Below are 15,594 nucleotides of genomic sequence, written 5' to 3'. Positions count from 1 at the left end.
TAGATTCTTTTTATGTACAGTAAAATGTTGGCGTAAAGATTACTATTTATCAACTCTTATTCAAAAAAACAAATAGCAGTTTGTTTTTCTTTTTCTTGCAAAAAATCCAATTGTTTCTTAATGTAAGAATGTAGAAGGATGAACAAGAGAGGGTTTAATGAAGATGATACATATTTTATTAGCTGATGATGACAAGCATATTAGAGAGTTGTTACATTACCATTTACAAAAAGAGGGGTTTAAAGTTTTTGAGGCTGAAGATGGGAAGGTAGCTCAAGGCATATTAGAGAAAGAAAATATTCATCTTGCGATAGTGGATATTATGATGCCGTTTATTGATGGCTATACGTTATGTGAAGAAATCAGGAAGTATCATGATATACCTGTTATATTATTAACTGCAAAAGATCAGTTAGTTGATAAAGAAAAAGGATTCATTTCTGGCACGGACGATTATATTGTGAAACCATTTGAACCAGCTGAAGTAATTTTCCGCATGAAAGCATTATTGCGTCGTTATCAAATGCTGAGTGCTGATATTATTACGCTGCACGGGACGACAATTGACCGAAAAGGGTTTGAAGTGAAGTGTAACGGTCAGACGATTTTATTACCACTGAAGGAATTTGAATTATTATCGCAACTTGCTAGTTATCCTGGAAGAACATTTTCAAGAGAAGAATTAATTGAGTTAGTATGGGGAATGGATTTTGAAGGGGATGAACGAACGGTTGATGTTCATGTGAAGCGACTTAGAGATCGTTTCTCAAAACGAACAGATGATTTTCAAATTACAACAGTACGTGGACTCGGTTATAAGTTGGAGTTGAAATAAGATGAAATCATTGTATTCTAGATTTGTTTTTATGACGGTCGGGATTATGCTACTTAGTAGTATAATTGGCTTTTTATTAACGAATGTATATTATCAAGTGAAGTTAAAACCGTACAATAGTGAAAAGATTTTAATGTATGCTGAGGAAGTAAAATCATTATATGAAAAGCAAAGTGAAGAGAATAAAGAGGCATACTTACAGTCTATTGCGAAATTAGGATATGAAATTTATATTGTAGATGACGAAAATCATGGAAAGCGTATTGGGAATGCGTTTCGTAAGATAACAATTAGTGATGATACAGTTCATAAAGTATTGCAAGGTGAAACGTTTAATGGCGTTTCCACATATCCAACCCGCTTGTTCATTACAGGGTTTTTCGATAATGAATTAATTAATAGTGTCGGTGTCCCATTAAAACACGGTGATAAACAGTACGCTTTATTCATTCGCCCTGACATTCAGCAACAATTTGGTGAGATGAGAATTTTTCTAGCGGTATTACTTAGTTTCATCGTTGTATTAAGTATCATTTTTATAGCGATTGCAGCAGGTTATATCGTTCGTCCAATTCGAACATTTACGAAAGCGACTCAAAAGATTGCAAGTGGTGAATATGATATCGAATTAGATGAAAACCGAAAAGATGAAATTGGTACACTGGCAACTAATTTTCAAAAGATGACGAAAAGTATTAAAGAATTAGATCAAATGAGACAAGAGTTCGTTTCGAACGTTTCTCATGAATTTCAATCTCCACTTTCTTCGATACAAGGTTTTTCGAAAACATTACAATCGGAGAATATGAGTGAAGAGGAAAGAAAACGTTACTTGAAAATTATTGAGGGTGAAAGTAAGCGGATGTCTAGTTTATGTAAACAGTTACTTACGCTCGCTTCATTAGATAAAGAAGAAAAAGTTCTACAAATTAAAGAGTTTCACTTACAAAAACAAATTAAAGACGTCATTTTTATGCTCGAATGGAAATGGCGTGAAAAAGATATAGCCGTCGAATTTGATGTACCGGACATCACTATAAAAGGTGATGAAAACTTACTGCATCAAGTATGGAGCAATATTTTTACGAATAGCATTAAGTTTTCAAACGATGGCGATACGATTGAATTTGTTGTAGAAGAATTAGAATCTAGCGTTATGATCTCTATATCAGACAACGGAATCGGCATGGAAAAAGAAGAAATGGACCGTATATTTGATCGTTTTTACAAAGTAGATACAGCAAGGGCAAGAAACGTAGAAGGTAGTGGATTAGGATTATCCATCGTACAGAAAATCGTCGAACTTCATAACGGAAACGTTTCGGTATATAGCACGAAAGGGGAAGGGACGACTGTTCAGGTTGAGCTTCCGAAATAAATGAAAAGGAAGAGGCTGTTTTGGAACGGCCTCTTTTTTTTGTTATAAAGCTGCCCCCTTAGTATGTTCTTCCTTAAACCGAAGCTCAAAAGTATCCGCTGTAATTTCATCAGCTTTCGGCAAAGCCCGTAATTTCGGATGAAGTAGCCATACGAGAGAAATAAATAAAACCCCGATGCTAGCGAGCGCGAAAATGAGTTGGCTACTAAATACATTCGCAGTGTATCCGCCAATTAAAGAACCAAGCGGCATAGCGATTGTACCTATGCTTCGTGTGACTGAGTTGATGCGCCCAAGATACTGGTTTGGAATTACAATTTGACCAATTGTCGCAAATAATATGTTGGTCGCACCAATTGGTATCCAAGCTAAGCCGAATAAAAAAATGGATAACCATTGAAACGGTACAAGCGTAGAGAGAAACCAAAAGAAAGCGCTAGTCGCAAAGCTAATAATGGAGACACGGCCAACGTTATGTTTACCAACCCATGAACTGAATAGTGCTCCGATTAAACTGCCGGCTGATATAGCGGCTAAAAAGAAGCCATATAATTTCACGCCTCCTAAAGAATCAGCGAAAGAAGGAAGTATCGCCATCGTCATACCAATTGAAAAATTAGCGACAACTGAACCGATTAAGAAGACGCCCATTAATGAACGAAAGACGATTGAAAAGCCTTCTTTTAAATCAGAGAAATATTGTTTAGTGGAAAGCGATGTATTGGCTTCTGCTTGTTTCGGCATTTTTAATGAAAAGAATAAAAGGGCAGTAATTGCGAATGTAAAGGAGTCAATCACATATAAAGTAATGGCACCAAGTAGTGCTACTAATATTCCAGAAAGAGTCGTACAAATTAAATCGATGCCTTGATAAGCAAATGAGAAGAGTGAATTTCCTTTTAATAATTGTGTTTTATGCAGTAGAAGTGGTAAAGCTTTTGATTGTGCGGGATAGGCGAATTGTTCGATAAAGGCTACGATGGGCATAACGATGAGTAGTAGTTGAACTGTTAATAGGTCGAAGTAGTGTGTAATAGGAATGATTAATATAAGAATGCATTGCAGAACTTGTGTGATGACGAGGGTGTTTTTTATTGACCATCTATCAACGAATGGACCAGTAAGAAATTGTAATGCAGAAGGTAATAATGTAAGGAAACCAGCCAATCCAGAATAAAAAGGATTACCACTAAGTTCATATACGAGCCACATCGCTGCTACATAATACAAACTATCTCCTATGTTTGTAAAAATTCTCCCTAAAAATAATAAGAGGAAATTCCGGTTTTTTAATACGTCCATTTAATCTACTCCTTTATAATAAATTTATTCGGTAAAATAAATTTGACCGTCTCGGTAAAAAAAATCGTATTACGATTTTTCTTCTTCTTTAACAAATTGCTGCATTGTTCTCTCAGCGATTTGAAGTGCAGTAGTAGAAATATAATAAGGTTTACTATTTGGATTTTTATCTGCACCTTTTGTGATTTCGTTTAATTCAGCCATTAATTCATGAAACTTTTTCACCCACAATTGAAATTGTTCTGGCGTAGCATCAAATTCCCAGCAGGATGAAACGTAATTCCACTCAGTTGGGTCTTCACTTGCATTTCGTAATGTAAAAGCTTCTTCTGGTGCAGCGAGAATTTGTCTTTTTGTTCTTTCTATCATTTGTAAAAAGATTTGGCGACCTGATTCGCTTAATATTTCTAAATGAGGTAATAGATCTGCGGCAGGAGTGAAGCCTTTAGCAACAGATTGATAAAACTTTTGAACGATGCCATTCTTTTCTTCGGTGTAAACGATCTCTATAAGCCCATTCTTCTCTAATTCTTTTAAATGATAATGAATTTTCGCCCTTGAAATGCCGAATTTCTCAGAAAGTAATTGTCCAGTATAAGGACGTTCGCATAGACGTATCATCATTTCGGCACGTAGTGGATCGCTTAATGCTTTTAGTTGGCTATAAGTAGTTAGTGTTAACACGGGCTTCAACATAATCAACTCCTTGAATTAAATTACTCGGTCAATATTATTTGACTGAATTGTATCAAGGATTTTGATTATTTTCAATACTTTCCGAAAATTTAATCTTTCTTCTGTAATCTTCTGTTCATACTCCGTTCATATTTCTTTTTTATGATAAGTGCATAGAAAGTAATAGGAAGGAGCGAGCGAAATGTTTTTAGCTCTGCGTGAATTAAAACAATCAAAATTAAGATATGGATTAATCGGACTTATTATGGTGTTATTATCATTTTTAGTCCTTGTCATTTCAGGATTAGCAAATGGATTATCATATGATAATGCTTCATCGATTCAAAATATGGAGGCAAATAAATTTGTATTAGCGGATGATGCGGAAAATAAATTACTTCGTTCACAAATTAAGCAAGATGATGTAGATAACGTAGTAAATCAAGTAGGCGAGAAAGAGGCCGTTCCGTTTCGTGTAAAAATTTCAACTTATGAAAAGAAAGATAGTTCAAAAAAAGTGGATGTTGCTATTTTCTCAAGTGAACGTGATTCATTTTTAGAGCCGAAAATTGTAAAAGGTGAGAAATTAGGTACAGCAAACAACGAAATGGTTGCTGATGAATCAATTAAAGAAAAAGGAATCGATATTGGAGATACAATTATTGATCCTGTTTCAAAGAAAGAATTTAAAATCGTTGGATTTACGAAAGATCAAATGTTTAGCCATACACCAGTCGTTTATGTAAATGAAGACGTATGGGGCGCTATCTCTCAACCAAATCAAAAAGATTATAGTGCAATTGCGCTTAATACAGATAAAGACATTAAAAATGCACATGTTATCGACAAAAAAGAAGTATTACAAAGTATTCCAGGATTTAAAGAAGAACAAGGAACATTAACGATGATTATTGCGTTCTTACTTGTTATCGCAGCGTTACTAATTGGTGTATTCTTCTACGTAATTACATTACAAAAAACACAGCAATTAGGTGTATTAAAAGCAATCGGTACGAAAAATTCTTATTTAGCAAATAGCTTAGTCGTACAGGCGTTATTCTTATCAGTCGTTGCGATGATAATCAGTATTGTTCTTGTACAAGGGTTAGAACAAATTTTACCAGCAGGTATGCCGTTCTTATTAACAACACCGATGATTGCACAATATGCAGCAATCTTTATCGTAATTAGTATTTTAGGAACACTTATTTCGTTATATCAAGTATTAAAAGTTGATGCGTTAGAAGCAATTGGAGGCGGGATGTAATGACTTCATTATTAAAATTAGACAAAGTAAGTAAAGTGTACGGAGAAGGGAATACTGAAGTAACAGCCCTTCATCCGATGTCGCTTGATGTGAAAGCTGGAGAGTTTATCGGAATCGTCGGTCCTTCTGGATCAGGGAAAAGTACGTTATTATCAATCGCGGGTGCTTTACTATCACCGTCAAAAGGGGATATTTACATTCGTGAGAAAAATATTACGAAGTTATCAGAAAAGGAAATGACAGACATTCGTTTGAAAAAAATTGGCTTCATTTTCCAGTTTGCAAATCTTGTTCCATATTTAAATGTAAAAGAACAATTGCTTTACATTGCAAAGCTAAAAAAAGACAACAAACAAGAATCTGAAAAACGTGCGGATCACTTATTAGCGGCATTTGGATTAGGCGAAAGAAAAACTCATTATCCAAATCAATTATCTGGTGGGGAAAAACAAAGGGTAGCAATCGCTCGTGCTTTCATGAACAATCCAGATTTAATATTAGCTGATGAACCAACTGCAAGCTTAGACTCAAAACGCGCACGTGAAGTTGTGGAAATGATGAAACGTGAAGTGAAAGAAAGTCAAAAAGCAGCAATTATGATTACACATGATGAAAGAATGCTTGATGTATGTGATCGTATATTGACGCTTAGAGATGGGCAGTTAATACAAAATTAAACAATGAAAAAGGACAACAGTACATATAAACGCTGTTGTCCTTTTTATTAATAATTTAAGATAGTTATAATAGCATTATTTTGAGAATAACGTTTTAATTTTATTGCGAGAAAGTAATAAAACGCCGCCTAAGACAGATAACATTCCGAGTGGAACGTTACTTGATTGCTCACTACCAGCGTTAGGAAGTTCTCTAGCAGTGTTTTTCGCTGGAACATTCGTATTGTTATTATTCGCTGTCGTTGGTTTAGGTTGTGATACTTCATTAATCTTGTTATCTACATTTTGCTTTGTTGTATGTATCTCAGCTAATTTGTCATCAATTTTTTTCTCAGTATGTTTAAAATCGTTTATTTTAATATCTAAGTCTTGTTTTTTCTGTGTTAAATCGTCTGAAACAGTTTGTTTCGCTTGTTTCATTTCGTTTATTTTATTTAGTAAATCTTGTCTAGCTTCTTGTAATTCAGCTAGTTTGTTTTTTATATCTTGTTTAGCTAGTTCTAAGTTAGATGAAAGACTATCTAAATTTTGTTTAATTTTCTTAAGTTCCTCTAACGTGTTACCGGTATTCGGCTTATTTTCTTTAATTTCAGCAAGTTTGTCCTCAGCAGTTTGTTTTGCTTTCTTTAACTCAGCTAATGTTTCATCTACATGTTTTTTAACTTTCTTAAGTTCATTAACCTTTGCATCGATGTTTTCTTTATGCTGCTTAATTTCATTCACTTTTTCATCGACAGTTTGTTTATGCTCTTTAATCTCGTTAACCTTTTCATCAACAGTTTGCTTATGCTCTTTAATTTCAGCAACTTTTTCATCTACTTGTTTTTTATGCTCTTTAATTTCAGTGATTTTATCCTCGGCGATTTGTTTGTCTTGCTGAAGTTTTGCATCTAACTCTTGTTTCTGTTGTTTAATCTCGCCGATTTTTTCATCTGCTACTTGTTTATGTTGATGCAGTTCATTCGCTTTTTCATCGACAGTTTGCTTAACTTGGTTAAGTTCATTTAACGTTTGATCCACATTTTCTTTGTGCTGCTGCAATTTCGCATCTAACTCTTGTCTATGTTGCTTAATCTCAGCTAAGCGATCTCCAGTACTTTGCTGGGGAGTAGCATCATTTACTTCTGCATGAGTAGGGGTAGATCCCGCAATAATTGCTAAAGCCAGTGTAGACGCAGCGATTGTTTGTTTTGTTTTCATATTTTTGTACCTCTTTCCTATGAATGCACTCTATTGTGTAAAATTGAGCATATAAAAGCAGATTATTATATCATTATATACCATGTGTGATGCCCAGAGGAAGCATTTGCATAATAATCTGTGATTATTAAACTTTTTTTCTTAGCTATGGGGTAGGGGACTAAAAGGGATTAACCTATGAGGGACAGACCTTCAAAGATATGAACGATTTCCTTTATAGTAGATTTCACTTCCTCACTATCGTTAATAACAAACAAATAATCAGCTTCATTTTCTACAGGATCTACTACATTTTCATGTTGAGATTCAGCTTGTTGCCGAACGAATACTTCCTCGAAACTGGAATAGTTACCTCTAAATATATTTGTATTTCGCTTACTACGAGCCATTCTTTCATAAAGTACATCATCTGGAATGTCAAAATGAACTAATATACGTACATATTCATTTTGTGGAAACACTTCATTTAGTAAATATAATCTTCCGTTTTTGTTGCGATTGGAATTACAGATAATAAAGTATAAATTTGTATATTCATTTGCATAATCAACAATGAATTTTGAAAGACCATGCTTTAGTGTATTCGTTCCTTCTGTCGGCTGTAATTTTTCATAATATGTGTTAATAAATTCAGCTTGGTTGTCTTGATCCATAATGAAAGAGTTAGGTACCTCTTTTTCTAGCTCTTTTGCAAATGTAGTTTTTCCTACTGTAATAATGACTAATCGTTTCATATGGCCTCCATTTATATTGTTATAATCTGGAGTATTCGGTGTGGATTGAAATCTTCCTGCCAGATAATACACAAATTGTCGGAGTGGTAGTAGGTTGAAAACTTGACAAAAAAACTTATTTATGCTATAATTTACCAATATAAAAATAACGTGTATAATAGGGTTCTCCTGGCCAGGGGAACCCTATTTTTGTTGTGAAAATGAAGGAGTGTATGTGCATGAAACAAGGTGAAGCAAGTGTAACGTCGTTAGTATCAGCTTTCGGGAGGGCGTATCATAGTGAGTTTGATAGTCCTAAAATCTTTGATGATTATGTAGCTAAAGATTTAATTTCACAAAAAGAGCGTAAAAATATTGAAATGAACATGGTTCAAGGGATACATTTTTTCAATAAAGATATTGCAGAGCAGTTTCAAGATAATCCAAATGAAATATTAAAATGGATTACGCAAGTTCAGTTGTCACCAACACCTTTAGCACGTGCAGCCTATTGTGAAAGAGTATTGCTAAATGAGATGGTATTAGGAGCAAAGCAATACGTCATACTCGGTGCAGGCTTAGACACGTTCAGTTTTAGACACCGAGAATTAGAGAATAATATAGAAATATTTGAAGTAGATCATCCTTCTACACAGCAGTTTAAGAAGGAAAGAATAAAAGAAGCAGAACTTGAAGTTCCAAATAATCTTCATTTTGTTTCAATGGATTTCACTAAGGATTTCTCTAAACAAGAATTAATAAATGAAGGATTTGAAAATAAAAAGACTTTCTTCAGCTTGTTAGGGGTTACGTATTATTTAATGAAAGAGGAACTTTCCAGTTTAATAGAATATTTATTCAAAATGGTTCCAGTAGGAAGTTCTATCGTTTTCGATTATCCGGATGAAAACTTATTTACAGAAAAAGGGCTGTCCAATCGAGTTGAAAAAATGGTGAAAATGGCTTCGGTAGGTGGAGAACCGATGACAGCGTGTTATTCTTATACCGAAATGGAAGTACTGTTAGAGAAGGCGGGCTTACTCATTTATGAGCACTTATCACCAGAGGATATAAATAAATTATATTTTGAAGGACGAAACGATTATTTAGAAGCTTTTGAGACGGTACATTATGTTCATGCGGTGAAGAAGTAGCTAATTAGTAGGCATGGGGAGAAATCTCTGTGCCTCTTTTTTAGGTTCATCACCAAAAGTCGGGGTGACAAAATCAACACCCAGTTTCCAAGCGAAGTCGTAAGAAGAAATGACTGTCATTTCTATAGCCAAAACCACGTCTTTTGATTAGTTTAATTTTATTATTTGTGCCTTCCATTGTAAATGTAAAGTCACAACACGTACAACGGTGGCGGAGGAACAGCAAGTTCAATCTAAAGTGTGCCAATATGCCATGCAAAGCCATGACGAAAAATCAACGTACGAAAGATAGGCTTTCAGCAAATACATCCTTCCATTTCGGCTTCTGTTGAAAAAACAGCTCTATATTCAGTTGCAGAGCTAAAGTTCGAGTGATAAAAATGGAGAATATAAAATATAGCGAAACGAAAAATCTACGTCTTTATATATCTTTTTTAATTAGTCGCACCAAAGTACATAATAACCTCTTGAATAAAGTCAACTTAATTGGCTTTATTCAAAAGGTTATTGTACTATGCATAATATAGTCAACCAAGTTGAGACGTGGTTGCAGTATAAAGGGGGTTTTTAAATGAAAGTAGAAGTGTGGTCAGACATTGCTTGTCCATTCTGTTATATTGGGAAACGTCGTATCGAAGCAGGACTTGAGCAATTTGCTCATAAAGATCAAGTGCAAATTGTTTATAAAAGCTTTCAACTGAATGAAAATGCGAAGAAAGATACGGAATATGATGCGTACGATGCGCTTTCCACTAGGTCTGGAATGAGCCGTGAAGCAGCAAAGGAGATACACGAGAAGCTTGCCAAACAGGCTGAAGAAGATGGTTTGGACCTTAGATTTGATACGCTTCAGCTGACAAATACGTTAGACGCTCACCGTCTGCTTCACTTTGCGGCGCAGCATGGCAAAAATAATGAGGTAGCTGAGCTGTTGTTCAAAGTCTATTTTACCGAATGTAAGCATGTCGGCCGTCATGAAACGTTGATTGCGATTGCCGCTGAAGTAGGACTTGATCCGAAAGCTACAGAGGAGATGCTGAAAAGCGAGCAGTTCACCGATGAAGTGCGAGCGGATCATCTCGAGGGCATTCGTTTGGGTGTAAGTGGCGTACCGTTTTATGTCATCGATCGCAAATATGCTATTTCCGGTGCGCAGCCGGCGAATGTGTTTCTCGAAGCGCTTGAGAAAACATGGGCTGAATCACAGTCACTGGCCGTGCTGAATCCTACTTCAGCCGAAGCTGGTCCAGTTTGCGAGAATGGCGTTTGCAAGAACTAGTAGTTTCGATTTTGAGCGATTGGAAACACGTATCATTTGACAAAAAACTTATTTATGACATAATTTACCAATTTAAAAATAAGATGTATAATAGGGTTCTCCTGGCCAGGGGAACCCTATTTTTGTTGTGGAGATGAAGGAGTGTGTATGTGCGTGAAAAAAGGTGAAGCAAGTATAACGTCGTTAGTATCAGCTTTTGGAAGGGCGTATCATAGTGGATTTGATACGCCTAAAATCTTTGATGATTATGTAGCTAAAGCTTTAATTTCAAAAAAAGAACGTCATGATATCGAAACGAATATGGTTCAAGGGATACATTTTTTAAGTCAGATATTGTACAGCAGTTTCAAGATGATCCGAAAGAAATATTAAAATGGATCACACAAGTACAGTTATCACCAACACCTTTGGCACGCGCGGCATATTGTGAAAGAGTATTACTACATGAAATTGCATTAGGCGCAAAACAATACGTCATACGATGTTTTGAATAAAGTTTCGATTTTTCTGAAAGATAAGAACCGAAATATCTTAATAATGAAGAGGTTTTGTTTTTTTGTACACACGGATCAGTTTACTTTAATAGTTAGATTAAAATAAACTGTGATATGATTAGTATTGGATTTATTAATAAGGGGGTTTTTAAATGACGCCAGAACAAATTGTTAGAAAATTTTTTGATGAAGTACGTTCAGGGAAGAATCCTGACTATTCAAATCAATTGATGGCAGAAAAAGTATTGGCACATCAAATTGTATCTGAAGAAGAACAAACAGTTTGCAGAACACCTGAAGATTATGCTGAACATGTAAGAGAGATGATTGAAGTATATGGCAATTTTTCTTTAGAAATTCAAGAATTTTTAGTACAAGGAAGTAAAGTATATGTACGTTGGAAACAAGTAGGTATGCATGTAGGAGAAATCGATGGATATCAACCTACAGGACTTCCAATCATTCAAATAGCAAGTGCAGTGTATAGAGTAGAAGATGGAAAAATTGCAGAGTATTGGATTCAAATTGATAGGTCAGGAATTCAAAACCAATTAGAGCGCAATAAAAATATTCAGTAGTTAATTTTTAAGAGTAGTAGAAAAATAAAAGCAAGAAACAACATCTTGTTAAGCGAAATGCTTCTGTTGCATAAGGTGTACAAAGCGATTAAACTTTTTTCGAAAGAATTATTGGAATTATCACAAAAATATTGTATTTTGATTGACCTTTTTTTAAAATAGGCTCTTTTCTTTTCTTTTGTTTATTAAAGTTAATGGTATTATTTCAATTAAACTTTATTTTAAAGCTACAATTAGGCATGGGGAGAAATCTCTGTGTCTCTTTTTTATGAAAAAAGGAAATGAGATGTAATGATGGAAAGTATAATGATATGTATATTGCTATATGGTTTAAATCTATATTTCATCTAAATGTATTAGTTATTTGTATCACCACTTAAAGCTCCAATAATTCAATTATATATTAATCACTGTTTTGTGGAAACTAAAGGAAAGGGGAAATAAAAGATGTTGAAATTACAAGGGAAATACAATGAGGCGAAGGTATTTACTACTAACGTTGAAGAAACTGCAGCAGGGCAGATTGTTGACCTCTGCAATCAAGAATTCGTAAAGGATAGCAAGATTCGCATTATGCCAGATACACATGCGGGCGCAGGTTGTACGATTGGGACAACAATGACGATTCAAGATAAAATCGTTCCTAATTTAGTCGGGGTGGATATTGGTTGTGTGGATAAAGGTACAGAGTTTTTATCCAAGCAAGGATGGGTTAAAATTTCTGAATATAATGGTGAAGAGGTTGCGACATATGACATTAAAAACGATCGTACCTATTTCGAAAAGCCTATTATGTTTATTAAGAAAGAAGAAACTGAATTTTATCATTTGAAGACCAAATATGGTATTGATCAAATGCTTTCTAAGGAGCATACAGTTTTAGTGGAGAAGGGTTCACACCATAGGCCGAAATCTAGAGGTGAACGCTATACTTTGACAGCAGAGGAACTATTTAACAAGCATTCAGAACTAAAACTTGGTTTTCGTGATAATTTTATTACTGAAATACCAGGCTTAGAGATTTCGACACAACTCCCATTAACGGATGCACAAGTTAGAGTACAGGTGATGGTTATGGCAGACGGTCGATTAGAAAATAAGACCACATGTGTCATTAAATTAAAGAAAGAGCGTAAAATTTCAAGAATTAAAAAGCTCTTAGAGGCCGCTAACATTATGTACTCTCAGAAAACATACGACGATGTTATTCATTTTCGCTTCCAGCCGCCAATAATGGAGAAGAGAATGGATAAATTATATGAAGCATCCTTATCTCAATTGGCTGTTATTTGTGATGAAGTAAAACATTGGGATTATGCAGTGGATCAAGGAGCATATTGTAGCATTTATAAAGAAGATGCAGACTTTATACAATATGCTTTTGCAACACAAGGAATTCGTACATCTATTAATCATGACAAGAGAGAAGGCAAGGAGTCGTATCGTTGTTTAGTGGCAAAATCAAAGCCTAGAGTACAAATAGCAGGAACACCAAAGACAGAAATTCAAACTGTTTCTTCTGAAGATGGTTTTAAATACTGTTTTACTACTCATACTGGATATTGGATTATGAGACGAAATGGATGTATTGCTATTACAGGTAATTGTGGCATGGAAGTTGTTATGATTAATAAGAAGAAAGAGGAAATCAACTTCGATCACTTAGACGAAACAATTCGTAAATTTGTTCCAAGTGGTTTTCGTATTCGAGATAAGGAACATAGATTTTCAAAAATGATTGATTTTGATAGTGTAAGAGCCCCGTTCACATTACAACGTGCTCAAAAGAGTATTGGTACGCTTGGTGGTGGAAATCATTTTGTCGAACTGAATGAAGACGATAAAGGGAATGTATTCATTGTCATTCATAGTGGTTCTCGTAATTTAGGTAAACAAATAGCAGAGTATTATCAAAACCTTGCTTACGAGCAACTTATTAATGTTAAATCTATTAAAGAAGAAATCATTGAGCGTCTCACAAGAGAAGGTAGACAACAAGAAATACATGAAGCTATACGAGGGATTAAGAAGCCGGCAATTCGTAAAGAGTTAGCCTATTTAGAAGGTCAAGGATTTAAAGACTATATGAATGATATGAAAATTGCTCAACAGTATGCGGAGTTAAATCGTAAAGCAATGATGGATGAAATCGTCACTAGAATGGATTGGAAAGTAGCAGATCAATTCACTACAATTCATAACTACATCGATTTGGAAAATATGATTCTACGAAAAGGTGCTATTTCAGCTCAGAAAAATGAACGAGTAATCATTCCAATCAATATGAGAGACGGTTCAATCATTGCATTTGGTAAAGGAAATCCAGATTGGAACTTTTCTGGACCACATGGAGCGGGGCGTATTATGAGCCGTAAAAAGGCTAAAGAAGTACTTAACTTAGAGGATTTTCAAAATACAATGACAGCGGTTTGGACTACATCTGTTACAGAAAGCACTTTAGATGAAGCTCCAATGGTATATAAGCCGATGGATGAAATTGTGGAGAATACAAAGGACACAATCGATATCAAACATGTTATTAAGCCGATTTACAATTTTAAAGCGAATTAAAAGGGGAGCAACGTTTATTGTAATGGTATATAGGAATAAATTGCTGTTGGAAGTAGGGGGATTATGAAAAATAATTTAAGCGTTTGTATAGCGATTGTTGCAGCTATAAGTATTGTTATCCTTTCAATTATTTTTCTGTATTTTAACCCTTATAGCAATCAAATGCTTGATAAGGAAGTATATATCACTGTATTTTTTATTTTGTTGCTTCCTTCTTTTTTAGCTGTTATTGCAGTACTTGTTAGGAAAACTGTTTTGATGATCTTTTGTGGAGTTTGGTTATTACCTGGGACTCTGTACCTTAGTGTAGCTGCAATACCTACGTTATGGAATTTATACATTATATTTTTAATGATTTATTTTATATCTATCGTTTGGATGAAAAAGAGAAGTGCTTGGAGAGAGTAGTTCTCTTTTTGTTTGGCTCTTTTTGTATAGATTGTTGCTATTTTGACCATCCTTCTGAGAGGTAATAAAATTCTCTTTCAGGAGGGATTTTAGTATGTGGAAAGACGTTTATGCCAATTTTTCAGATTTGCCAAAACATGAGCAAATCAAGCTGTTTAATCTATTAACAGAAGATTTTTTTTTCTAACGATGAAGAGAATATGAAGGATGCTTTTACCACCATTAGGGAAATGCGTTTTAAAGAAGGGTTAGGTTGTGTCCATTGCGGTAGTGTCAAGGTAAAGCGGAACGGCAAGTATAGAGATAGACAGCGTTATCTCTGTCGTAACTGTGGAAAGTCTTTCAATGACTTATCTAATACCCCTATTTCAGGGACACGTTATCTTGGAAAATGGTCGAAATATTTTCAAATGATGGTCGAAGGTTATTCCCTCCGTTCGATGGGGTTTCAAATGTTGAACGGGATTATCGAGAGCGATGAGACCTTTTTTAAAGAGTCTTTAAAAGGGCGTAGGGGTTTAGATAGAAAGCCCAAGAAACGCGGAGGAAGAGACAAAAAAAGAGGGATTAGCAATCTTAAAATTGCCGTTGTGGTGGCTCAGGACCGTAATGGACAAGTTATCGCCCAAAAAGCTGGAACTGGTCGTGTGAGAGCTGAAGAAATTGATGCGGTTATCGGATGCTACATTGACCCTTCTTCGTTGCTATGCACAGACACAGCAACGAACTACAAGAAATTTGCTCTAATTAAAGCTCTGAAACACGAACCTATTAATCTAAGCAAAGAAGGATATGTAAAAAAGGGCATCTACCATCTCCAAAACGTCAACAACTATCACAAGCGATTAAAAGGGTGGATGAATAGGTTTCAAGGAGTAGCAACCAAATACTTGGACAATTACCTTTATTGGTTCAACTTTCTTCAACAAAGCAAAAAATTGGCGGAAAAAGAACAGATAAATCAAATACTACTTAGTGCCTGTCAAAATTCTAATCAAATCACTGTGAATTTTCTGCGTGAAGTATAAAAAACAGCCATTCCTTAGTGAAACGGCTGTTTTTG

At 35.0% G+C, this 15,594-nt stretch carries 13 protein-coding genes and 4 pseudogenes; 12 read left to right on the top strand and 5 right to left on the bottom strand.

Annotated features, from left to right (window positions below; all coding sequences use genetic code 11):
* The first annotated feature begins 157 nt into the window (after nucleotides 1-157).
* Both EXW56_RS15140 and EXW56_RS15135 read left to right on the top strand, forming a co-directional pair.
* Nucleotides 158-835 carry a response regulator transcription factor gene (locus EXW56_RS15140; RefSeq protein ID WP_002066188.1) on the top strand — a complete coding sequence of 226 codons (678 nt, stop codon included), beginning with the start codon at nucleotides 158-160 and terminating at the stop codon, nucleotides 833-835.
* Between the two features lies 1 nt (nucleotide 836).
* Nucleotides 837-2,213, top strand: a complete 1,377-nt coding sequence (locus tag EXW56_RS15135; RefSeq protein WP_215557162.1) for a sensor histidine kinase — start codon at nucleotides 837-839, stop codon at nucleotides 2,211-2,213.
* A 42-nt stretch (nucleotides 2,214-2,255) separates the two neighbouring features.
* Here the strand turns inward: EXW56_RS15135 and EXW56_RS15130 are convergent, their stop codons facing one another.
* Nucleotides 2,256-3,515 (bottom strand): MFS transporter, encoded by a 1,260-nt coding sequence (locus EXW56_RS15130; RefSeq protein WP_215596726.1) that lies wholly within the window; start codon nucleotides 3,513-3,515, stop codon nucleotides 2,256-2,258.
* A 69-nt stretch (nucleotides 3,516-3,584) separates the two neighbouring features.
* Nucleotides 3,585-4,208 (bottom strand): ArsR/SmtB family transcription factor, encoded by a 624-nt coding sequence (locus tag EXW56_RS15125; RefSeq protein WP_098988794.1) that lies wholly within the window; start codon nucleotides 4,206-4,208, stop codon nucleotides 3,585-3,587.
* 184 nt (nucleotides 4,209-4,392) lie between these two features.
* On the opposite strand from EXW56_RS15125, the gene EXW56_RS15120 reads away from it, so the two are divergent.
* A complete protein-coding gene (locus EXW56_RS15120; RefSeq protein WP_215596725.1) occupies nucleotides 4,393-5,457 on the top strand; it encodes an ABC transporter permease in 1,065 nt (354 codons plus the stop codon).
* Nucleotides 5,457-6,134 (top strand): ABC transporter ATP-binding protein, encoded by a 678-nt coding sequence (locus EXW56_RS15115; protein WP_131231427.1) that lies wholly within the window; start codon nucleotides 5,457-5,459, stop codon nucleotides 6,132-6,134. The genes EXW56_RS15120 and EXW56_RS15115 overlap by 1 nt, the downstream gene beginning before the upstream one ends.
* A 75-nt stretch (nucleotides 6,135-6,209) precedes the next feature.
* Here the strand turns inward: EXW56_RS15115 and EXW56_RS15110 are convergent, their stop codons facing one another.
* Both EXW56_RS15110 and EXW56_RS15105 read right to left on the bottom strand, forming a co-directional pair.
* On the bottom strand, nucleotides 6,210-7,334 hold the full coding sequence (locus EXW56_RS15110) for an LPXTG cell wall anchor domain-containing protein (protein ID WP_215596724.1): 1,125 nt from the start codon (nucleotides 7,332-7,334) through the stop codon (nucleotides 6,210-6,212).
* Between the two features lie 170 nt (nucleotides 7,335-7,504).
* On the bottom strand, nucleotides 7,505-8,068 hold the full coding sequence (locus EXW56_RS15105; protein ID WP_215596723.1) for an ATP-binding protein: 564 nt from the start codon (nucleotides 8,066-8,068) through the stop codon (nucleotides 7,505-7,507).
* Nucleotides 8,069-8,286: 218 nt separating this feature from the next.
* Here EXW56_RS15105 and EXW56_RS15100 point away from each other — a divergent pair, with 218 nt between their 5' ends.
* A complete protein-coding gene (locus EXW56_RS15100; protein ID WP_215596722.1) occupies nucleotides 8,287-9,201 on the top strand; it encodes a class I SAM-dependent methyltransferase in 915 nt (304 codons plus the stop codon).
* A gap of 73 nt (nucleotides 9,202-9,274) precedes the next feature.
* Here the strand turns inward: EXW56_RS15100 and EXW56_RS15095 are convergent.
* A pseudogene (locus EXW56_RS15095) lies at nucleotides 9,275-9,379 on the bottom strand (transposase); the annotation flags it as partial.
* A gap of 393 nt (nucleotides 9,380-9,772) precedes the next feature.
* Between EXW56_RS15095 and EXW56_RS15090 the strand changes: the two are divergent.
* From EXW56_RS15090 to EXW56_RS15065, 7 genes and pseudogenes are all read left to right on the top strand, one after another.
* Entirely contained in the window at nucleotides 9,773-10,480 is a 708-nt protein-coding gene (locus tag EXW56_RS15090; RefSeq protein ID WP_002199957.1) for a DsbA family oxidoreductase, read from the top strand.
* Nucleotides 10,481-10,627: 147 nt separating this feature from the next.
* A pseudogene (locus EXW56_RS15085) lies at nucleotides 10,628-10,959 on the top strand (class I SAM-dependent methyltransferase); the annotation flags it as partial.
* Between the two features lie 167 nt (nucleotides 10,960-11,126).
* On the top strand, nucleotides 11,127-11,552 hold the full coding sequence (locus EXW56_RS15080; protein WP_215557156.1) for an ester cyclase: 426 nt from the start codon (nucleotides 11,127-11,129) through the stop codon (nucleotides 11,550-11,552).
* Nucleotides 11,553-11,999: 447 nt separating this feature from the next.
* Nucleotides 12,000-12,224 (top strand): annotated as a pseudogene (locus tag EXW56_RS28005) (RtcB family protein); the annotation flags it as partial.
* 939 nt (nucleotides 12,225-13,163) lie between these two features.
* Entirely contained in the window at nucleotides 13,164-14,123 is a 960-nt protein-coding gene (locus EXW56_RS28000) for an RtcB family protein (protein WP_033716833.1), read from the top strand.
* Nucleotides 14,124-14,186: 63 nt separating this feature from the next.
* Nucleotides 14,187-14,531 (top strand): hypothetical protein, encoded by a 345-nt coding sequence (locus EXW56_RS15070; protein ID WP_215596720.1) that lies wholly within the window; start codon nucleotides 14,187-14,189, stop codon nucleotides 14,529-14,531.
* A gap of 94 nt (nucleotides 14,532-14,625) precedes the next feature.
* Nucleotides 14,626-15,559: pseudogene (locus EXW56_RS15065) on the top strand (IS1595 family transposase).
* Nucleotides 15,560-15,594: the final 35 nt, after the last annotated feature.

The organism is Bacillus mycoides (assembly GCF_018742245.1).
Lineage (GTDB): Bacteria > Bacillota > Bacilli > Bacillales > Bacillaceae_G > Bacillus_A > Bacillus_A cereus_U.
This window is presented reverse-complemented; position numbering and strand designations above follow the sequence as displayed.